The organism is Halobacillus salinus (assembly GCF_004684905.1).
GTDB lineage: Bacteria > Bacillota > Bacilli > Bacillales > Halobacillaceae > Halobacillus > Halobacillus salinus.
In genome coordinates this window covers 1,738,058-1,758,106 of the sequence record NZ_SRJC01000001.1, presented here as the reverse complement: position 1 = coordinate 1,758,106, position 20,049 = coordinate 1,738,058, and the positions used below count along the sequence as shown (strand labels likewise).

Here is a 20,049-nt window from a genome sequence, read left to right as displayed (position 1 = left end):
AGCCCTCCATATGGGAGGGCTTTTCAATTGAGGTATTCCCAGAAGGTTCCGTGCTTCACTGGGATTTCTCTGGCTTTTTGTCTTAATACAAGCTTTTTCATTTCTTTCTTGGTATCCTGTTCGCTCCAGTCATATACGACAGCAATCTCTTTATTTGCGACGAAACGATAATGCTGGAGGAATGTTTCTAAGTCGGGCTTAATGGCAGGTTTCGGATCCTTTTGGAGCATTTCCTTCAATACTTTGACGTAAACGTCATAAGAATAGAGGCCGGTAATCTTCAGTCCTGCATCTTCTTCCGATTCGTTGAAAAGGACGATGGTAGGCGTCGATTCGACTTCCATCTCCTGTGTCAGTTTCAAGTCGTTCTGTAATGCTTTGCGGGCTACATCCGAATATAGATCGCGTTTGAACTCTTCGACATCTAAGCGGCTTTTACTTGCGCATTCAATGAGGACATTTTCATCTGAGATGTTTTGTTTCTCAAGAAAAACGTATTCTTGGACTTTGCGCAAGAAGCGCATGCCTGCTTTCTTTCCTTGAAGTTCGGCAGCCTTTACAGCAAGGGAAGTGGCAAGAGGAGAAGAGACAGGGTTTTCTATCCAAACATCTCCATCACAGCACATTCCGGTTTGGGAGGCAGTCTTGTCCCAGATTTTCTTGAGTTTTTCTGGTTTGTTGAGCTGGTTTTGCTGTAAAGCAGATAGTTTACCGCTGATGATGGGACGAATCGTAAAAAAACGACCAAATTCGATAGACAGCTTTTTCAAGAAAGGTTCAAGTGACCAGCATTCGGGGCAGAGAGGATCGATGAAAACGTATATTTCAATCGGTCGTTTCAGTAAATTAAAAAAACCACTCGATGTGCCTTGTTTCTCTTTATCTGTGCTAAGGCTTTTCCAACTCACATCGATTCTCCTTTCTCATCCTCTGGTGTATTCATCATATGGTTTGCTGTCATCGTTAACCGTTCAAACATGAACGAGCGGTGAGGTTCTTCGATTTCGGCTTCTGTTAACGCTCCGGACATACAAGACAACCACGCGTCGCGCCTTTTCGGCGTAATCTCAAACGGCAGGTGCCTTGCGCGTAACATCGGGTGCCCATGCTCCTCTACATAGAGAGGTGGTCCACCGAAGAATTGTGTCAGGAACTGCTTTTGTTTTCGGATGGTTTCTGTAAAGTCATCCGGAAAGATAGGAGTTAATTCCGGATGCTTTTGAACTCTTTTATAAAAGGCTTCTACAAGCTCATCAATTTTTTCTTTTCCAATGGCTTCATAAATTGAGCCAGGTCGTTGTTGCATATAATCCCTTCCTGTCTTTCTAATTATCCATTTTAGCAATGGCGTATTATAACTACAACTATTCTGATTGCTGCTTTGCTTTGTAGAATCGTTTGATCTTATTATCTGTTTCCCGCTCTGGAATATTGCAGGCTTCAAGGATCTCCTGAATGACGCTGAGTCCTTCTTGTTTCGAAGGTGCTTCAACCTCTAATTCGTAGTCTTCCTGATCGTAATACAAACTGTGGTCAAGCACGACTAATGACCCGTTATATTCTAGTTCTTTGCGTCTGGTTGTTAAGGAGCCCAAATAATTCAAATCAGAAATGGCGATCCCTAATTCATTCAACTGCCTGCTCGTTTCCGGCTTTTCGACGAATTGATTCTGGATCCATAAATTCGCTTCTTGATCAGTCAGTGAATCGTGTGTTTCCAATAGTCCTTCTTCATGAGGTTGTTTAAGCGTCAAAGTCCACTGATCGTTCTTCTTGCGGATTCTCAGCGCTGCCCCTCGTTGTTTTAATAATAAGTCTTCTGTTTCAAAATAATAATTCGTTTGTTCTATAAGTTCAACTGATTTGAATGGTAAATATTGATAAACTTTATTGTATTCTTCTTCCATCAAGAGATTTTTGAATTCAATTTCTATTTCTTGTGTCATTCTACCAAGAACCTCCTTCTATCATTTCTGTCTGACGTTAACTTTATGATACAATGAAACAAGTAGAAAACGCACATATAAACCATTTTAAGTACGATACATAAAGGTGGGCGTCTGATGAATTGGGATATTTTCTTAGCACCGTATGCACAGGCTGTAGATGAACTCAAAGTTAAATTGAAGGGGATGCGTCGTCAATTCGAGTATGAATCGGAGCAATCCCCGATTGAGTTTGTTACCGGCCGTGTGAAACCCAAAACAAGTATAATTGAAAAAGCTCGAAGGAAAGGGGTCAACCCTGAACATATAGAACAATTCCTTCAAGATATTGCAGGCGTTCGGGTCGTTTGTCAATTTGTAGATGATATTTACGCAGTCGTGGATATGATGCGGAATCGTCACGATTTTGAAATCGTGGAGGAGAAGGATTATATTTCACGGAAAAAAGATAGCGGCTATCGCTCTTACCACGTTATTATCAACTATCCTGTTGAGACCATTCATGGAGAGAAAATCCTCCTCGCAGAAATACAAATCCGCACACTTGCTATGAATTTCTGGGCAACAAACGAACATTCGTTAAATTATAAATATGCGGGTAAAATACCTAGTGAAATTAAAGCAAGATTGAAGAGTGCCGGTGAAGCGGCTTTTCAGTTGGATGAAGAAATGTCAAAGATAAAAAGTGAAATTCAAGAGGCGCAGAAGGCATTCCTGAGGAAAGAAGAGAAGAAAAAGGATTCTAAAAAATAACGAGGTGGTCACTAGATGAAATTTTCGATTTTATCTAAAGGAGATAAGAAATCAAATGAGATCCGTTCGAAGATCAAGAACTACTTGATTGAATTCGAATTGGAGTATTCAGAAGAAGAGCCTGACTTGGCCATTTCTGTTGGCGGTGACGGGACGTTATTAGAAGCGTTCCACACATATGTCCACCGTTTGGACAAGACGGCTTTTATCGGCATACATACCGGGCATTTAGGGTTTTATGCCGATTGGATGCCGGAAGAGTTGGAGAAATTGATCATCGAAATTGCCAAGACACCCTTCCAAGTGGTGGAGTATCCACTTCTTGAAGTCGTCATTAAACCTAAAGAAGGGGAAGAGGAAGACCGTTACCTTGCCCTTAATGAATGTACGATCAAGACCTCTGAGGGCTCGGTTGTATTGGACATTTTAATCAAAGGGGATCACTTTGAAACATTCCGTGGCGATGGACTTTGTGTGTCGACTCCTTCCGGAAGTACTGCCTATAACAAAGCACTAGGTGGTGCCATTTTACATCCGTCCTTAGAAGCGATCCAGATTACAGAAATGGCTTCTATCAACAACCGTGTATTCCGTACAATCGGTTCGCCGCTCATTTTACCTAGTCATCATACTAGTTTACTTAAGCCATTGAACGATCGAAGCTTCCTATTCACTATTGACCATCTTTCCCGCACCTATAAAGATGTCCAGTCCATCCAATGCAGAGTTGCGGATGAGCGAGTGCGATTTGCGCGCTTCCGACCTTTCCCTTTCTGGAAAAGGGTTCATGACTCCTTCGTTTCAGACGAGCACGCACGTTGAGAACTTCCGTGAAGAAAGAATGGACGGTTCCCGATGTCTGTGAAGGGCAATCCATTCGGCATTTCCTCAAAAAGCGAGGAGAATTCTCCAGGCAGCTATTGAAGAGAGTCAAAACGGAAGGTCGTGCTATGGTAAATGGAGAGGAAACAGAGCTTTGGAGATCTTTGGAGACAAATGACCGATTAGAAGTGGCTTTTCCTGAAGAATCAAGAGGAGCGAGTATGCGTCTTGAGGACGGTCCATTATCCATCGTTTATGAGGATGAAGATATTATCGTACTAAATAAACCCTCCGGAATATCGGTAATTCCCTCCATAGATAAAGGGGAGCCTTCCATTGCGAACCGACTTCTTCACTACTATGAAAAGAAGGATATTCCAGTCACGGTCCATATCGTGACAAGGCTGGATAAATACACATCTGGACTCATGGTTGTGGCGAAACATGCTTATAGTCATATGCTTTTGACCAAGAAGCAGAAGCTTATTAAGCGATATTACCAAGCGCTCGTTCAAGGTCATCTCAAGGAGAGAACAGGTGAAATCGATCGACCCATCGGAAGGTTAGAGGGGTCCATCATCAAAAGGACGGTTACGGAAGAAGGGAAACCCTCTGTAACGAAATACAAGGTACTTAAAGAAGGATCTCGGGACAGTCTGGTCCAGTTTGAACTCCTTACCGGTCGTACCCATCAAATCCGTGTTCATATGGCATCCATCGGGCACCCCCTTGTAGGGGATACGCTGTACGAAGCCAAGGAAGCGGAGTCGATGGAGGGACAGGCATTGCATTGTCACTTGATTCAATTTCTCCACCCCTGGACGAAAGAGGATATGGTATTTGAAGCATCACCGCCTGATGAGTGGGATGCCTACCTTATATAAACGAAAAGAAAGCTCAGTAATCACTGAGCTTTCTTTTTATAAAGACCCTTTGTAAGCTAATAACGGAATTTCTCTTCGATGTATGGCATGGAAGATGGGACGGATACGGTGTTTTCCTCCGGCAGTCGAAAAGCGGTCAATGCGCCGCCGAATACGCATCCTGTATCGATATTGACGGTTCGATTGACGAAACGAGGTTCTTTGGTCGGGGTATGGCCGTAAACAATCCATCGGTCACCTGTGTAATGCTGAGCCCAATCTCTCCGGACCGGCCTACCATCAGGAAGTTTTTCACCAGTAATGTCCCCATAGAGAACAAAGGTCTTCACGCTCTTGTTCACCTTACCGATATCTTGTCCTTTAATACCGGCGTGGGCGATCACCACATTCGCTTCTGGGAGAACGTGGTAGAGGGGGGAGTTGTCTATAAGTTCCATGAATTTCGCTTTCACATCTTGTTGTTCTTCCTCAGTCAAGTTCCGGTATTCTGCTGTGGTCGTTTCTAGCCCATGTGCCTCTTTGATGGGATTCCCGAGGAAGAAGCGATAAAGCTTATCACAGTGATTTCCAGGAACGTAAATAGCTTTACTTTCTTGGACTACTAATCGGTGGACAAAGTGTATGGCTTCCATCGATTTTGGACCACGATCTGTAATGTCCCCAACAAAGGCGGGGGTCCTTCCCTCAGGATGAACGGGGATACCTTCCTCCCATTCGTATCCGAGTTCTGAAAATAATGTATATAGTTCATCAAGACATCCATGGACATCTCCTATAATGTCAATCTTCATAGATACTCTCCTTTTCCCAAAGTAGCAAGGCTGTTTCAAGCTTACCCGGCATAGATCATCCTTATTCAGTTGAAGTGCAGGTAGTATGGATGAAACGAATCATTCCTTATGTTGTGAGCATTTTGTTAGAATACTATTATACTTGATGAGAGTGGAGCTTGACGATTCGAAACGATAAAACGTAAGAGTTTTATGAAAATGATTCAACATTCGTTGACAAAGCTTGCTTTCGAGATTAAGATTAAACGGTCAAAAACGAAACGGACGTCAGAGGAGGGTTGCAAATGGAACATTTAGAGGACCATGAGCGCCGAGAAGTTTGGAATAAAGTGAAAGATGCCTTGGACCATGATCATATCGATCAGTTTCGAGCAGAATTCCTTGAACTCCACCCTTATGATCAAGCAGAAATCTTTGTTGGATTAGATACTGAAGTCAGAATGCAAATATACACTTATCTATCTCCGGAAGAAATCGCAGATGTGATGGAACATATTGATTATGACGAGATCGAGCCGTTTTTCACGGAAATGGACCCCCGATTTGCTGCGCAAGTCTTTGCTGAGATGTCTACAGATGATGCGGTGGATATCTTTAATGAATTAGAGAAAGACAAAGTTGCGAGCTTTCTAACCATCATGGATGATGAAGCGGCTCAAGAAATCAAAGATCTATTGCACTATGAGGAAAAAACCGCTGGTTCCATCATGACGACCGAGTTCGTAGTCGTCAAAGCAACGATGACGATCCGTCAAGCGATGGTTCATTTGAGAACAGAGGCTCCTGATGCGGAGACCATTTACTATACGTACGTAATTGATGAAGACAAGAGGCTGGTAGGCGTTATCTCTTTACGTGATCTGATTGTATCGGAAGAAGATTGGCTGATTGCGGATGTTATGAGTGAACGTGTCGTGTCTGTGTCTGTCGGCGACGACCAAGAAGAAGTCGCAAGGATGGTCCGCGACTATGACTTTCTAGCTTTGCCAGTCGTAGATTTCCAAGAGCATTTGCTTGGAATTATTACAGTCGATGATATTATGGACGTTATGGAAGAAGAAGCAAGCGATGATTACTCCAAGCTTGCCGGTATTGCTGATGTCGACAGCCCAGATGAAAACGCGTTTGCATCAGCGAAGAAGCGCCTTCCTTGGCTTGTCATTCTCCTGTTCTTGGGAAGTTTGACAGCAAGCTTGATAGGGCGATTCGAAGAAACGTTAAGCGTATACCCGATTCTTGCCGTTTTCATTCCACTAATTGCTGGGATGGCGGGGAATACAGGAACGCAAGCTCTGGCTGTGGCGGTTCGTGGAATTGCCACTGGTGAAATTGATAAACAAGGAAAAGCTAAGATGATGTTCCGTGAAGCGGGAACCGGAGTCATAACCGGTGTTTCCTGTGGTGTGATCATCACTTTGATTGTTTACTTTTGGCAGGGAAATTTCTTTTTAGGTGTGTTGGTCGGCCTATCTATTTTAATGACGTTGATCGTCGCGACGCTTGCCGGCTCCCTCGTACCTTTGATCATGCACCGGTTTGATATTGATCCGGCCGTTGCATCTGGTCCCTTCATTACGACTATCAATGACATCATCTCCATTCTTATTTACTTCGGAATGGCGACAGCATTTATGAACTTACTGATTTAATGGAAGGAGGGCGAGTATGGAACATGGTGCTTCGGTAACATCACTAGTTATCGTTATACTTGCAGCATTCATCACTCCCATTTTATTGCATCGTTTTAAATTGAACATGATCCCTGTCGTTGTAGCAGAAATCATCGTCGGGTTAATTATAGGACAAAGTGGCTTCGACCTGGTTGAGCAGGGAAGCTGGCTTGAGATCCTCTCCACTTTAGGATTCATCTTTCTAATGTTCTTAAGTGGTCTGGAGATCGACTTTTCAATCTTCGCTAGAAGAAAGAAAAAAGCGAAGCCTGAGAACCAGGGGACAGGGGCTCCCAACCCGATTATCTTGGCTTGTATCGTCTTCAGTGGAATATTCGTATTATCATTAGGTTTATCCTATTTGTTCGTATTAGGAGGATTTATTGATAATGCGTTCTTGATGACGTTGATCATTTCAACCATCTCGCTTGGTGTCGTAGTTCCGACCCTGAAAGATGCTCAAATGATGAAGACGACAATCGGCCAGACAATTCTATTGATTGCCGTTATTGCCGACCTTGTGACTATGGTGTTACTTGCGGTCTTTGTATCCATTTACGGAGAAAGTGGAGGCAACACGTGGCTCTTACTTATTCTCTTTGCCGCTGGTGTGCTACTATATTTCGTCGGAAAACAGTTCAGACACCAGTCGTTCATTGAAACAATGGCGAAAGGGACCATTCAGATTGATACACGTGCTGTGTTCACGCTTATCTTATTACTTGTAGCACTCTCTGAGACGGTAGGAGCGGAAAACATTTTAGGTGCTTTCCTTGCTGGTACCCTAGTCTCACTACTGTCTCCGAATCCAGAAATGGTGAAGCGCTTGGACAGTTTCGGGTATGGATTCCTGATACCGATCTTTTTCGTCATGGTCGGTGTTGAAATCGATATTTGGAGTTTATTTACGGATACTCGCGTATTGATTTTAATTCCATTACTATTCATTGCTCTTCTCGTTTCCAAAGTGCTTCCGGCGCTGCTTCTTAAGAAATGGTATGACATGAAGACAGTTCTTGGATCAGGTTTCATTCTGACATCCACACTCTCCCTTGTTATCGCGGCAGCTACCATCGGTCGGAGAGAGGGAATGATTGATGAGCAGATGGAAGGTGCCTTGATTTTGGTGGCGGTCTTGACTTGTCTAGTTGGACCTGTCCTATTCAAGAAGATATATGGCAGGTTTGAGGACGAAGATCATAAGACAGTCGTATCTTTCGTCGGTTCCAACCGCATGACGCTTCCTGTTGTCCGTGAGCTTGATATCAAATCGTACGAGACACACCTTTATCATACAAAAGTAGATAAAGTGGATGAGAAAATCACCCGTTCCTGCTTCGATATTAAGGAGTTGGACGGATATAACGTGGAAACAATGAAGGAATTTGGTGTCTTCGAAGTGGACCTGCTGGTTGCTTCGACAGGAGATGAAGAAGAGAACGCTGAAATCGCTCGATTCGCTAAGGAACAAGGAGTAGAGCGTATCATCGCAAGGGTGGAATCACCTGAATTAGCTCAGGAGATGCGTGACCTGAACATCAGTGTGTTCTCCGTATTCTTATCTTCCAAAGCCTTGTTGAAAGCCATGATCGAGGCTCCGAATGTGATAGATATATTAACCAAGCAGGACAGTGCCTTGTATCAGATCAATATGAATAACCCTGATTATAATGGGATGTATTTAAAAGAATTTCCATTCACGGGAGACGTCATCATGGTCCGTATTTTCCGTGGAAAGGATTCGATTGTCCCTCATGGTGACACGGAATTACAGATGGGAGACCGTCTGATTGTGACAGGCTCACCAGAGTATGTGGATGAATTGAAACTTGAACTGGAATATTGTGAATGGTGTTAAAGCTTAGAGGTAGCTCCTCTAAGCTTTTTTTTACGGAAAATAGGGTTTTGTTAAAGAATAGGGGTTGTGACAATGAAGAGAGGGTATGGACAAAGAAAGTCATCTTAACTTTTCTTGCAGTGAGGGAAGTAAATCGTTTAAAATAGTAGCAGGTACTAATAACAAATACTAAATAAGATGAACCTCAAGGAGGATGAATCATGAATTTCTCACTAGAAGGACGCACGTATGTCGTCATGGGAGTAGCCAATAAACGAAGTATTGCATGGGGGATTGCCCGCTCGTTACACGAAGCAGGTGCCCGTTTGATTTTCACAGTGGCATCAGAACGTTTCAAAAAGTCTGTTCAAGATCTTGCGGACACTTTGGAGGGTGGACAAGAACCACTTGTTTATGAGTGTGACGTAACCAGTGACGAAGCGATCATGGAAACGTTTGAAAACATTCAGAAGGATGTTGGCGTAATCCATGGACTTGCTCACTGTATCGCTTTTGCGAATCGTGATGAGCTAAAAGATGAATTCTTGAACACTAGTCGTGATGGATTCCTTACGGCTCATAACATTAGTGCTTATTCCCTTACGGCAGTTGCAAGAGCTGCCCAGCCGCTTATGGCAGATGGGGGAAGCATTGTAACCTTGACTTACCTTGGTGGTGAGCAAGTAGTGAAGAACTACAACGTGATGGGTGTCGCGAAAGCAAGTTTAGATGCCAGTATGAAATACTTAGCCAATGACTTAGGGAAGCACAATATCCGTGTCAATGCGATTTCAGCTGGACCGATCCGTACATTATCCGCTAAAGGTGTCGGCGACTTCAACCAGATCTTATCTGTAATTGAAGAACGAGCGCCACTTCGTCGTGCTGTGACTCAAGAGGAAGTAGGTGACACTGCTTATTACCTCATGAGTGACTTATCTCGTGGTGTAACAGGTGAAGTGATCCACGTAGATTCTGGATTCAATATCGTCGCATACTGATTGAAAAACCCTCTTCCGCTATGGAAGAGGGTTTCTTTATGACCTCCACCACTGGAGCAACTCTCTCCAAACGGGTTTAGACGGGGAGGATCCATTCGAATAGGCGGCGAATCTGATTACTTCTTGCAAGGGCATTGATACTTGTATTTTTTCAGTTTTGATCGTAGCTAGTTGTCGGTCGATCGGCCCGGTGTATTGACTGAGCCATAGGTAAAAGTCTTGGAACGTAAGGTTAGATGAAACAATAAGCTTCACACCATCGTCTTTGTAGTTTACATCAGTGGGTTCTAATAAGTGGTATGGAACTTCTAAAGGGGGATAGGTAGGCTTTGCAAAATAATATCCTTGCATCATCTCAACGCCCATTGCTGTGAGCTTGGCAAACTCTGTTTCTGTTTCCACCCCTTCTGCTATAAGCGAAGATCCCATCTTGCTCGAAATATGTTGCAGCGCTTCCAACATGAATTGCTTTTCACTAGAGTGCTGAATGTTCATGATAAGAGAACGATCCACTTTCAAATAGTCTGGTTTAATTTCGGAAATGGCTTGTAAGGAAGAATACCCCGCCCCTACATCGTCAATAGCTACAGTGAAGCCTTGTTCTCTATAATGATTGAGTAACTGTTTGAAACTATCCAAGTCTTTGATGGCGGATTGCTCTGTGATTTCAAACACGATTTGCCGTGCCGTTAGATTCGTATTCTCAATGACAGAATGGGTGAATCCAGGGGTAAAGGCTTTGTCGTGGATAACATTAGGAGATAAGTTTACCCATAACTTCTGATGTGGGTTCAGATATCTTTCGATTAATTCGATTGCCAATTCTCTCGTATGCTTTTCCAAGTAAAACAACTGGTCCATTTCATCTGCAAGTTGGAACAGTTCGACGGGACTTGATATGTAATCACTTCTTGGAAATCTCGCAAGAGCCTCGTAGCCTTGGATCGTCTTCTGTGCGGTATGAACAATAGGTTGAAAATGCATCGAAAGCTTCCTATGATTCAGCCAGTGTAATAATTGTTGTTTAGCATGTTCGGTCGCTGTTTTTGTCTCGCCAATAACGAACATAAGAACACTCCTAATACATAATCTATTCTGAAAGTTACCAAACGGAAATAAAGAGAAACGGAGTATTGCGTAAAGATTGTGTAAAGCTTCGTCGAAACTTGTTTAGGATGAACATGGACTCTTCATTAGGCATATGTATAGAATGATGACCTAATTAAAAAGGAGAGATCGATGATGGCTGAGAAAAAGCGTTTAGCAAAGCAACCAATGCTTTATATTGCTCAACCGAATTTCAAACCTGCAGAAGTCCCTATGCAGACGAGTTTCCGGTCCCAGCGCCAAAGTAAATCAACAGCCAATTCAGCAGAGAACACGTCGCTTTATGAGAAAGAACGGAGGGTAAGGAGTCAAAATGCTGCATCCAAAGTAGAACCACTGGAAGAAGCTAAGAAAGAAGAACCCGAAGAAGAAAAGCCAAAGACTCCTGAAGCAACGGAAAGTAAACAGTCCACATCTACCGCTAAGGATCGGAAGAAACGCTTTGGTGAATTAACGTTAGAAGGAAAAGTGCAGTATTTCTTACAATTATCCCCTCACATGCCTAAGGTTAAATGCGAGATTGTCGTAAATGAAGATGCTTATCGAGGATACATTGTCGATTACAAGGATGGCATCGTCCAGATGAAGACGTTCCAGCGCCCATTCCAAAAAGATATACCGTTTAAAGAGATTGAAGATATTCGTCTCCTAGGGTTCTAGATGGAGTTAGTTGCCAAGTCACAACGGATTAATAGCCAAAAAAAAGAGGAACTCACTTGGAGTTCCTCTTTTCTAGGTTTATAAGAATTATAGAGCAGCTGTTGCAGGAAGGCATGTTACGTGACAGAAGCAGTTCAAGTCTACTGTGATGCAAATACCAGACGCGCGAAGGTTTTTGCAGTTCTGGTCTGCTGGAGATTTTGGATTGAATCCGTGGTGGTGTCCCCAAGATTCATCAGAAGAGGATTCATCTCCTGCAACTGGTCCATGGTGATGGTCAGCGAATAGAAGTTCTACTACTGCACAACCATCGTCATCTACAGATTTAACGCGGAAGAAGAAGCTTCCTTTCACTTGGCAGTGATCGTCGCTCTTCTTAGAACCGAAACCTTTGAAAGGCTTGCAGTCTTTGCAGTAAAGGATTACTGGAACCGTATCGAAGTTAGAACCTCCAGTATCACCTAATAAGTCTGCGATGGATTGCTCACAGCTTGTTGTGCATTCGTGCATTACATCGTTCTGAGCATCAACGATGTCTTTTAGGATGTCGATGACACAAGAACCTGTATCGAAGTTTTTACCACAACTCATTTTATTTTCCCCTTTCCATACGAATTGACGTATTGTCTTTACTACAATATGTATCTCCTCTTTGTCGGTGTGGGCATTTGTCTCTTTTCTCACAAACCTTAAGTTTTTATTGATTCTTAGGCGAAAGACTATACCGTATGGGGACAAATGCCATAGATTATCAATGAATTCCCTTAAGGAGATGAATAGAATGTCTGAAAAGAAAAAAGTAATCCGTGTCAATGATCTTGTCATCGAAGCGGAAAACGTATTTATCGAGCCGCAGCACCGCAAGCATGAAAAGGATGACCATCGTGGTGACGACCGTGTCGATCCGTTCTTCGGACGTCGTGGACGCCAAGATTCAGATGAGAGCAGCTCTAAAGAGCATTCAGATGAATCATCCGACCGCCGTGGATTTTGGTTCTAATTTAAAGAAGAAGCCACTACATCTACAGTAGTGGCTTCTTCTATGTCAAAAAAGGGGTGGGTTCATGAGTATTCAATGGTTGCACTTAGTAATCTTCGGCTTGGCTGCTTTTCGATTAACGCGATTGATTGTGGATGATTTGATCATGGAATGGTTGCGGAGACCTTTCACGACTATAAGAGTGGAACAAACGGAGGACGGAGAAACAGAAGAGTGGATCGAGCCGAACGGTTTTATTGGGGAAGGGCTCACTTGTCAGTGGTGCGTAGGTGTCTGGTCGTCGCTTATCATATTGGTTTTATATACTTTCATTCCCTTCGGGGAGTACGTCGTTCTGTTATTGGCCATCGCTGGTCTTCAATCCATTCTGTACAGCTGGAGTGTTAGGACATGAGCGAAAAGAATAAGTCGATTTTTGAAATATTAGGTGAGATACAGTCGGAGAGCACGAAATGGGGAGGAATCATCAAAAAGCCGGAGAAGAAGTTTAATCAGTGGGAAGCCGACCTCCAGTCTTGGGAGAAGCGAATGAATACGAGAATGTCCAAGATGGATACCTTCCTAACAAAGCAAATGAGGAAGATGGAGGACTTCTTTGAGTAATAGCGTTTTAGGAGAACATCTCCAGGAGTATCTATTCAAGCAAGCGGGTAAACCTAACTTATAGGAGGGATGTAGTCATGGGTTACATTGCACCTGTCAATCATTATCAATATAAGGATTACCAGCAACGAACAGTGAAAACAGAGCCTTCTCCATATTCCTTAGAAGGAGTGTTCAAGGCTACCCTTGATAGTAAACTGGAAGAACACCATCAACCACGGGAACAAGACAGAATCGATTATTTAGAGGCAAGAAAGAAAACTCTTTACACTCCCAATAACATTCACATCGCCCGGTCGATGGATCTTTCTCATGAAAAAATCTACGCCAAATTAACAGGAAAAGGAACAAACTTTAGCGAAACTGTTTAAAAACATGCTAAAGGAGTTCTCTACTATGTCATTCCAACAGATTCAAAACGATTGTTACTATTACCACAGCTCGGTGAATATCGGATATGTAAAATCTGGTTCATACGGTATGTTGATTGATGCCGGGCTTGATAAATCCTCTATAAAAAAGGTGCTCAAAGAGCTCGAGAGTCACGAGCTTCCTTTGACGCACCTTTTTATTACGCATGCTCACTCCGATCATTACGGAGGGGCTAAATACATACAAGATCAATATTCAGTCCATACGATCGCTCCTGTCTTAGAGGAGGCAATCCTTCGATATCCTAGTATCGAACCCTTGTATTTGTTTGGAGGAAACGATCCTATCGACGAATTGCAAAACAAATTTCTGCAAGGCCCACCTGTAAGAATAGATGAAGTCATCACAGAAACTACCTTCCAATTCGGGGATAAGACTTGTGACACTTTTCTCTTGCCAGGGCATAGTTATCATCAACTTGCTCTAAGAGTTGATGGAATATTGTTTGCTGCGGACAGCTATTTCAGTGAAGTAACGTTGAAAAAGCATAAAATACCTTTTCTAACCGATGCTCACTTGGCGTTGAGAAGCTTAGAGAGGCTCGCGACAATTGATTGTGAGAAAGCAGTCCCAGGGCACGGGGAGCAGGAAGAAGATCCATCTTCAACAATCTCTGCGAATATAAGCTGCCATAAGGAGATCATGGAATGGATTCATGACTACGTAGTGAATCACGAGTCGATCTCGCACGAGCAACTGGTTTCAGAAGTGTGCAACCATTATAAAGTGAAGGCATCGCAACTTTCTCAATGGTTGTTGTATCGCACTGCTGTATCTGGCTATTTAGTGGGTTTACTTAAAGAAGGAAAACTCGAACAAGCGATAGAAGACAATCGCTGGGTTTTTAAAAGCCGATGATGTATAAATCCGAGTTTCCTTCTTGAAATTCACCATATAAGACTTCTTCAGCGCTATTGAAATCCTGTTTGGAAAGCTGTTTGTTCAACCAGTCTTCATCAAGATTCGCTTGGGATAAGTTATCCCATAGCACTTCTCCATCACTAATGATAGCCACAGGAAGCGGGACAGGTTCTTCTGTCAGCTTCAAGTCTTTCTTTGTAGAGTTCTGATAGTTAAATGATTTCAAAACAGAGATGGTACCGTCCGTTTCCAAAATAGCGAATTCTACTTCTTGAAGAGAAAAAACGTCTTTCGCCCGTAGTAAATGCTGCAACTGGTTGATATCCAATTTGCTTTTTCGTAGGGATTCGCGGTCGATTTTCCCTTTCCTGATGATAAGGGAAGGTCGGCCTTCTAGTAATGCTCTTGTCCCTTTGAATTTCTCCGTAATCACCTCAGTGGAGTAAATCAATATCCCCCAAAACAAAATGGCAAATGCAATATACTTGATGCCGATTTCTTGATCGTATAAAGCGTTTCCGACCAACTCACCAAGAACAAGAGCGGAAATGAAGTCAAAAGCTGTAATCTGTGTAATTTGTGTTTTTCCGAGCACTTTCGTCAATACAAATAAAGCGAAGAACCCAAAAAGTGTCTCTAACCCAATATGAAAGAATTGCATGCATCATCACATTCCTTGTAGTTCGTCTAGTTACCATTCTAGACAAGCTATGAACAATCTAAACCAAATAAAAAAGCCTAGAGAATTAACTCTAAGCTTTTGATCATGTCAGTGTTTTGATCATTGTGACATGGGGGATGCCAGCATCCATGAATTCCTCTGAAATTGTTTCATACCCAAGCGACTGATAAAATCCCTCAGCGTGTGTTTGAGCGTTTAACTTGGCTTTCAGATAACCTTGTCCTTTTAAATAGTCTTCTATATGAAGAATGATATCTTTGCCGAAATGATGACCACGATAGTCTTTCTTAACGCAGATCCTCTCCAGCTTCCCGTAATCTTCAACAAGCCTGACTCTCCCGGCCGCCACCGGGTCTTCTTCTACATAACCTACAAAGTGAGCGGCATCCTGATCGAATTCGTCCATCTCCAGTTCTTCTGGGACTTGTTGTTCATGGATAAAAACGACACGTCTCACGAGAAACGCGTCGTCTCTTTGTTTTTCATTTTGAACTTTCATTAATTGCATACGTATTTATTCTCCACCTAAACGGAATGTTTCATAAACACTCCATGCGCCATTTTCTAATTGATAAAGGAGTTGAAAACGATCTACGTTATCCTGTAAGTCGAATTTCAACATGCTCAAGCTGCCGAATACATCTGAGAATTCATCATCATACAACTTCTGTGCAATCGTAATATGAGGAACGAATGCGTAGTCTTTGTCACCAGGTAGTGATCCGGAGTGAAGCTTTTCGTTCAATGCAAAGATCTCCTCAGATGGATCCACTTTCAAGTAAATCGTATTGGTGACGGGAGAGAAAGAGCTTACCTTATAAACACCGTAGGAAAAAGGCTCTGTTTCATCTGCGATTTTTTTCAGTTCAGGGATGATTTTGGATTCAATTTCATCCTCATCCGCCTCGAACGCTTCCTTCATCGTGATGTGAGGTGGAATAAGCGCGTAATGTGGATCGTATCTCTTTCGATAGGAATTTGCTTCATCTTGTACTTTTTTAGATGGAAAAATTGCTATACCATATTTCATCGTGATACCCCTCCTGAATCTCGTTGTTTATTTTCCGAAAATCGTAAGTAATGCCCGTTTGAAATCCTTTTGCCACGTTCCCCACGTGTGGTCACCCTCAAGCTCGTGATAAGTGTACCCAAGCGATTGATGATTGAGAAATTCGCTCAGTTCTCGGTTGGGCTCTAAGAAATTCTTGCGAGCGCCATCCGTAGTTTCAACATCAGACTCTTCCGTGCCGATCGTGTGGTAGATCGTAAGCTGAGAAAAGTCTGTAACCGATTGCACAACCTCTAATACATGCTCATCTACATACGGGCTCTGCATAATCACATTACCGAAGATGTTAGGGAACTTCACCGCCGTCATCAACGCGAGTGTACCAGCCAGAGAGTCTCCAACAAGTGTTCGGCCACTTCCCATACAGTACCCAGGGAACTTCTCATCAAGATATGGAACGACCTCCCGTATCAGGAAGTTGATGTAATCTCCTTGCCGCTTTCCATTCGGATGATACTTATCAACACGATCGTATTTATCACGGTAATGAATCCCGATGAAAATCGTGTTATCCATTTGTTCTTCACTATGCAGCTCATCACTTAAGGTAGCCGCACGCCCCATTTGGAAATAATCATTCCCATCCTGCATGATACAGAAGTGATACTTATATAATGGAGAGAAGTTTTCTGGAGTGTACACTTTCAAAGTCATTTCTTCATTTAAATACTCACTATTTATCGTATAATCGTTCATGGATCCTTTTCTACCCATACAAGTCCACCTCCTAAAGCGATCAGGAAGTTCTTAATTGAATTTCCCACCGAATTTTACCGTTTAAACGTAACATATATATTTTATCATAGAATTGTGCCAAAAGTGGAACAGATCTATTCAAAGCCTGGATGAAGCGAACATTTACATAAGCTTTACGAAATGTTAAAAACTTATTGACATCCATTTGAATACATTGTATATTATTACTTGTCAGCAAAACAAGCGACAAATTACAACAAACGATTCTGTAGCTCAGCTGGGAGAGCGCCACCTTGACAGGGTGGAGGTCGTTGGTTCGAGCCCAATCAGAATCATCATACAAAGTGCCGGAATGGCGCGGTTTCTCATCCACGGAGAGGCCGCGTCATTTCTCTGTCTTCAGCACTTGTTGACGAATTGTTGACGGAATTTATTAATCGGCTTTTTCTTTTCGAGTAAATAGCGTATCAATCTTACCTGCAGCTTCCTGTTCGGCAGATCGTAATGCATGTCCATACGTATCCATTGTGGTTCGAATATCTGCATGGCCTAACCGTTCAGAGATAATTTTCGCATGAACTCCTTGGTTTATGAGGAAAGTGGCTGATGTATGGCGAAGGTCGTGTAATCGAATATGCCTGATGCCTTTACGCTTAGTAAATCGCCTCCACCAAGTCGTCGGTGTAGTAGGGTAGAAGTGGGTACCATCCTCATTACAAAAAATCCAGTTGTGACTCTTTTCTTTCCACAAGTGCGAGGCCTTGTTCCCCATCCGTGAGTTTGAAATATATAGCTTCTTCAGTAAAACAATAACTGATTCTGGGACAGAAACAATCCTAGTCGAAGGAGAGGATTTCTTGTCTTTTATTTTTGGCTTCCATTCTTTCCCTCCTCCAATAGTCTGGTCAATTGTAACCTGTTTATTATCCCTATCAATTTTATTTGCTTCTAACGCTAAGTTCTCTCCTCGTCGAAAGACACATGCTAAAGCGAGTGAAATGAAGACTTGCCAATGAAGCGGCTCATCACTCATTTCTCGAAAATTTTCCTTGATCTCATTTTTCGTATAAACATTATTTGCAACCTTTCTTTTGTTCTCTCTCGACGGTCAACAGACTCGAGAGGATTTTTACTAATAAGGTCCCAGTCATTTGCCCGTGTCATGACATCTTGTGGTGATCAACCTTTACTTTTACAAAGAGTTTAAACCAGTTGATAAACCCTTTTTCATAGAATAAATATGGGATCACTTGTGCAGTCAAGTCTTCAGGTATGGTTATTTCTGGGTGATTAATAGGTTTATATGGGAACGATTTAGTAATTGTGAATCCATCGGAAATATGTTCGAAGTTACTAAATAGATAGTTTAGTTTCACCTGGAAAGACTGGGTGTTTAATCTACTTAATTCATCTGTGGAGTAAAGGTCATTGGGAGTTAGAAGTATATCTCCAGGTAGGGGAGCAACACTTATATATAAATCATTTTTATTGAGAAGCTTAGCAAACAGTTTAGTCCAAATACTCTTCGTTCTTTCGATTTCGACATTTAGAAAAATAAGTCAGTGATCCGCGGGCGTCATGACCTCATTGTCTTTAACGACAAATTTGATCTATAGCTATTAAAGGTGAACACTCCAAATGAAAAAAACATTTTCCGAAAGAGTTTTTTCGGTGTTCAAGGCACTGATTGCTTCATAAAAGTGCATTACATTTTGTTCCATTGAATTTGTTCACCTCCTAGAATGTATTGAATTTTATATTCATATTAAGGATATTTTATGCTGGTTACAAAGGTAAATACATGATAAAAAACTTTTCAGGAATATGTAATTTAATATTTGGTTGATGTGGCAGGTGATTAAATTAACCATGGTAAAGTATAAAACTTATATGATGATACTTCATTGATGGTTTAGTTATAAACTTTCACAAGCCATGATCACAATGACTTTCCCGTTCAACCCCGTGTAGCCATTACTGAGTTTAGGTGTAGATTCTGGCTCTTGTTGAAATTGCGATTGAGCATCGTTATGACCGTCATCTGAGTCTTCAAAGTAAAACTATTAATTGAGCAGGACAGAAGGCTCATGGCATACATGATTTTTGTTGGAGAGTTCTCTTGGAAAAGGCAGCCCATTTAAAACAAGTACCTTTTGAAAAAAAATTTCATTAGTGTATGCTTCTGTTTGAATACTGGAATATGTTATTCTTGACTTTATAGAAATTATAGTTAGGTGTGAATCTGTTGACCACTGACATAAATACTTGGGGACTTATTATTTCAATTATTGGAACATTTGTTACCATACTTAGTTTTGTATTCACTTTAATTATTGCAAAAAATGCTAGGCTAATTAGAAGGAATTTAACAAAAAAACATAAGCAAGCTAAATATAAAAAATCTAAAAAAACAATTATCTTACAAATGACCACCTCATATCAGTTGTTGAAAGATGATGGTTTCCTAGATGGAAAAGAACTAGATGAAAGCATAATTGCTTTGACTTCTTATAAAGATCTCCTTGGACGAAAAACTAAAAGGAAGCTGAAGAGTCTAAAAAAGCTAATAGACGGTTATCAGCATCCTGCTCCGACGGATGTAAAGAAAAAAGTTAGAAAGTTGTTATATGAACTAATTCATAGATTAGAGAATGAGTTTGATGAAAATATAGAATATTCGAAGGAGATAACAAAATGACAGATTCTTATAACGATATTGATTTAAGGGATTTTCTAAATAAGCTGACAGACAAAACTAGAGATAAAGAAGTTCAGTGGAATAAAGTACTTCATAAAAACTATAATAAGTTGTTGGATCGTTCGATTTCGGAAGGGAGTATAAAAGACGCGTACTACACTGATAGCAGCACAGGTGGTAGAGTTGTAATAGGTAAGTATAAATCCCGTTATTATATTGATGAAGATGAATTCGTTTATGAAGACAATTACTTTGTAACTCTTACAGATGAAAGTTATGATACTGTTATTTCGTTTTTAGAGGGCGACGGAGATAATCCTTTAGGCTTCTCTTATAATTTAATTGTTTCAAAGTTACATCGAATCATCACTCTAAAGGCAAACAATGTTGAATTCAGAATAAACAATTGGTTTGACTGAAAATATTCTGAGATATTAAAAAACCCATCCATATTAAATGGCTGGGTTTTTTAATGTAGAGACTGCTTCGATTTTCTTGAAGATGTTTTTCGAATTAGGATAGGGGAAATGATTGAGC

Annotated in this window: 25 protein-coding genes and 1 tRNA gene; 15 read left to right on the top strand and 11 right to left on the bottom strand. The window is 41.6% G+C overall.

The features are described from left to right. Positions 1-23 precede the first annotated feature (23 nt). The 3 genes from E4663_RS09535 to E4663_RS09525 are packed head-to-tail and all read right to left on the bottom strand — an operon-like array spanning position 24 to position 1,946. Positions 24-908, bottom strand: coding sequence for a ClpXP adapter SpxH family protein (locus E4663_RS09535; protein WP_135327399.1), 885 nt, complete (start codon positions 906-908; stop codon positions 24-26). After that, a complete protein-coding gene (locus E4663_RS09530; protein WP_135327398.1) occupies positions 905-1,306 on the bottom strand; it encodes a globin domain-containing protein in 402 nt (133 codons plus the stop codon). The genes E4663_RS09535 and E4663_RS09530 overlap by 4 nt, the downstream gene beginning before the upstream one ends. A gap of 58 nt (positions 1,307-1,364) precedes the next feature. Continuing rightward, entirely contained in the window at positions 1,365-1,946 is a 582-nt protein-coding gene (locus E4663_RS09525) for a CYTH domain-containing protein (protein ID WP_135327397.1), read from the bottom strand. Between the two features lie 117 nt (positions 1,947-2,063). On the opposite strand from E4663_RS09525, the gene yjbM reads away from it, so the two are divergent. Genes yjbM through E4663_RS09510 form a run of 3 tightly spaced genes read left to right on the top strand, consistent with a single transcriptional unit; the run spans position 2,064 to position 4,405 of the window. Next, positions 2,064-2,699 carry a GTP diphosphokinase gene (yjbM, locus tag E4663_RS09520; RefSeq protein ID WP_079480619.1) on the top strand — a complete coding sequence of 212 codons (636 nt, stop codon included), beginning with the start codon at positions 2,064-2,066 and terminating at the stop codon, positions 2,697-2,699. Between the two features lie 15 nt (positions 2,700-2,714). Further along, positions 2,715-3,521: an NAD kinase gene (locus E4663_RS09515; protein ID WP_079480618.1), complete on the top strand. Its 807-nt coding sequence runs from the start codon at positions 2,715-2,717 to the stop codon at positions 3,519-3,521. Then, positions 3,518-4,405 (top strand): RluA family pseudouridine synthase, encoded by an 888-nt coding sequence (locus E4663_RS09510; RefSeq protein ID WP_241657142.1) that lies wholly within the window; start codon positions 3,518-3,520, stop codon positions 4,403-4,405. Before E4663_RS09515 ends, E4663_RS09510 begins: the two co-directional genes overlap by 4 nt. A gap of 56 nt (positions 4,406-4,461) precedes the next feature. Here E4663_RS09510 and prpE read toward each other — a convergent pair whose 3' ends face one another. Further along, entirely contained in the window at positions 4,462-5,196 is a 735-nt protein-coding gene (gene prpE, locus E4663_RS09505; RefSeq protein WP_135327396.1) for a bis(5'-nucleosyl)-tetraphosphatase PrpE, read from the bottom strand. Positions 5,197-5,480: 284 nt separating this feature from the next. Between prpE and mgtE the strand changes: the two genes are divergently transcribed. From mgtE to fabI, 3 genes are all read left to right on the top strand, one after another. Then, positions 5,481-6,845, top strand: coding sequence for a magnesium transporter (mgtE, locus tag E4663_RS09500; RefSeq protein ID WP_079480616.1), 1,365 nt, complete (start codon positions 5,481-5,483; stop codon positions 6,843-6,845). Positions 6,846-6,861: 16 nt separating this feature from the next. After that, positions 6,862-8,724, top strand: coding sequence for a monovalent cation:proton antiporter family protein (locus tag E4663_RS09495; protein WP_079480615.1), 1,863 nt, complete (start codon positions 6,862-6,864; stop codon positions 8,722-8,724). A gap of 200 nt (positions 8,725-8,924) precedes the next feature. Next, positions 8,925-9,704, top strand: coding sequence for an enoyl-ACP reductase FabI (gene fabI, locus E4663_RS09490; protein WP_079480614.1), 780 nt, complete (start codon positions 8,925-8,927; stop codon positions 9,702-9,704). A 36-nt stretch (positions 9,705-9,740) separates the two neighbouring features. Here fabI and E4663_RS09485 read toward each other — a convergent pair whose 3' ends face one another. Continuing rightward, a complete protein-coding gene (locus tag E4663_RS09485) occupies positions 9,741-10,772 on the bottom strand; it encodes an EAL domain-containing protein (protein WP_135327395.1) in 1,032 nt (343 codons plus the stop codon). Between the two features lie 174 nt (positions 10,773-10,946). Between E4663_RS09485 and E4663_RS09480 the strand changes: the two genes are divergently transcribed. Next, complete coding sequence (locus tag E4663_RS09480) at positions 10,947-11,471, top strand: CotO family spore coat protein (protein WP_135327394.1); 525 nt, start codon at positions 10,947-10,949, stop codon at positions 11,469-11,471. 87 nt (positions 11,472-11,558) lie between these two features. Here the strand turns inward: E4663_RS09480 and E4663_RS09475 are convergent, their stop codons facing one another. Next, complete coding sequence (locus E4663_RS09475) at positions 11,559-12,062, bottom strand: CotY/CotZ family spore coat protein (RefSeq protein ID WP_079480611.1); 504 nt, start codon at positions 12,060-12,062, stop codon at positions 11,559-11,561. A gap of 190 nt (positions 12,063-12,252) precedes the next feature. On the opposite strand from E4663_RS09475, the gene E4663_RS09470 reads away from it, so the two are divergent. The 5 genes from E4663_RS09470 to E4663_RS09450 all read left to right on the top strand — a co-directional run bounded on the left by E4663_RS09470 (position 12,253) and on the right by E4663_RS09450 (position 14,364). Next, a complete protein-coding gene (locus tag E4663_RS09470) occupies positions 12,253-12,471 on the top strand; it encodes a hypothetical protein (protein ID WP_079480610.1) in 219 nt (72 codons plus the stop codon). 64 nt (positions 12,472-12,535) lie between these two features. Then, positions 12,536-12,865: a DUF1360 domain-containing protein gene (locus tag E4663_RS09465; protein ID WP_135327393.1), complete on the top strand. Its 330-nt coding sequence runs from the start codon at positions 12,536-12,538 to the stop codon at positions 12,863-12,865. Next, the gene (locus E4663_RS09460) at positions 12,862-13,074 is read left to right on the top strand and encodes a hypothetical protein (RefSeq protein WP_079480608.1); all 213 of its coding nucleotides are present in this window, start codon (positions 12,862-12,864) and stop codon (positions 13,072-13,074) included. Before E4663_RS09465 ends, E4663_RS09460 begins: the two co-directional genes overlap by 4 nt. Positions 13,075-13,151: 77 nt before the next feature. Beyond that, the gene (locus E4663_RS09455) at positions 13,152-13,445 is read left to right on the top strand and encodes a hypothetical protein (protein WP_079480607.1); all 294 of its coding nucleotides are present in this window, start codon (positions 13,152-13,154) and stop codon (positions 13,443-13,445) included. A gap of 25 nt (positions 13,446-13,470) precedes the next feature. Beyond that, positions 13,471-14,364 (top strand): MBL fold metallo-hydrolase, encoded by an 894-nt coding sequence (locus E4663_RS09450; RefSeq protein WP_135327392.1) that lies wholly within the window; start codon positions 13,471-13,473, stop codon positions 14,362-14,364. Here E4663_RS09450 and E4663_RS09445 read toward each other — a convergent pair. The 4 genes from E4663_RS09445 to E4663_RS09430 all read right to left on the bottom strand — a co-directional run bounded on the left by E4663_RS09445 (position 14,351) and on the right by E4663_RS09430 (position 16,832). Continuing rightward, positions 14,351-15,028 (bottom strand): DUF421 domain-containing protein, encoded by a 678-nt coding sequence (locus E4663_RS09445; RefSeq protein WP_079480605.1) that lies wholly within the window; start codon positions 15,026-15,028, stop codon positions 14,351-14,353. The genes E4663_RS09450 and E4663_RS09445 overlap by 14 nt on opposite strands. A 103-nt stretch (positions 15,029-15,131) precedes the next feature. Further along, the gene (locus tag E4663_RS09440; RefSeq protein ID WP_135327391.1) at positions 15,132-15,557 is read right to left on the bottom strand and encodes a GNAT family N-acetyltransferase; all 426 of its coding nucleotides are present in this window, start codon (positions 15,555-15,557) and stop codon (positions 15,132-15,134) included. 6 nt (positions 15,558-15,563) lie between these two features. Beyond that, the gene (locus E4663_RS09435) at positions 15,564-16,079 is read right to left on the bottom strand and encodes a YjcG family protein (RefSeq protein ID WP_079480603.1); all 516 of its coding nucleotides are present in this window, start codon (positions 16,077-16,079) and stop codon (positions 15,564-15,566) included. Positions 16,080-16,106: 27 nt separating this feature from the next. Then, on the bottom strand, positions 16,107-16,832 hold the full coding sequence (locus E4663_RS09430) for an alpha/beta hydrolase (RefSeq protein WP_079480602.1): 726 nt from the start codon (positions 16,830-16,832) through the stop codon (positions 16,107-16,109). A gap of 244 nt (positions 16,833-17,076) precedes the next feature. Between E4663_RS09430 and E4663_RS09425 the strand changes: the two genes are divergently transcribed. Next, positions 17,077-17,149: transfer RNA gene (locus E4663_RS09425), tRNA-Val, on the top strand. Positions 17,150-17,247: 98 nt separating this feature from the next. On the opposite strand, the gene E4663_RS09420 is transcribed toward E4663_RS09425, so the two are convergent. Then, positions 17,248-17,868 carry a site-specific integrase gene (locus tag E4663_RS09420; protein ID WP_277752112.1) on the bottom strand — a complete coding sequence of 207 codons (621 nt, stop codon included), beginning with the start codon at positions 17,866-17,868 and terminating at the stop codon, positions 17,248-17,250. A 1,191-nt stretch (positions 17,869-19,059) separates the two neighbouring features. Here E4663_RS09420 and E4663_RS09415 point away from each other — a divergent pair. Both E4663_RS09415 and E4663_RS09410 read left to right on the top strand, forming a co-directional pair. After that, positions 19,060-19,512, top strand: a complete 453-nt coding sequence (locus E4663_RS09415) for a hypothetical protein (protein WP_135327389.1) — start codon at positions 19,060-19,062, stop codon at positions 19,510-19,512. Then, positions 19,509-19,931, top strand: a complete 423-nt coding sequence (locus E4663_RS09410) for a hypothetical protein (protein WP_135327388.1) — start codon at positions 19,509-19,511, stop codon at positions 19,929-19,931. Before E4663_RS09415 ends, E4663_RS09410 begins: the two co-directional genes overlap by 4 nt. Positions 19,932-20,049 lie beyond the last annotated feature (118 nt).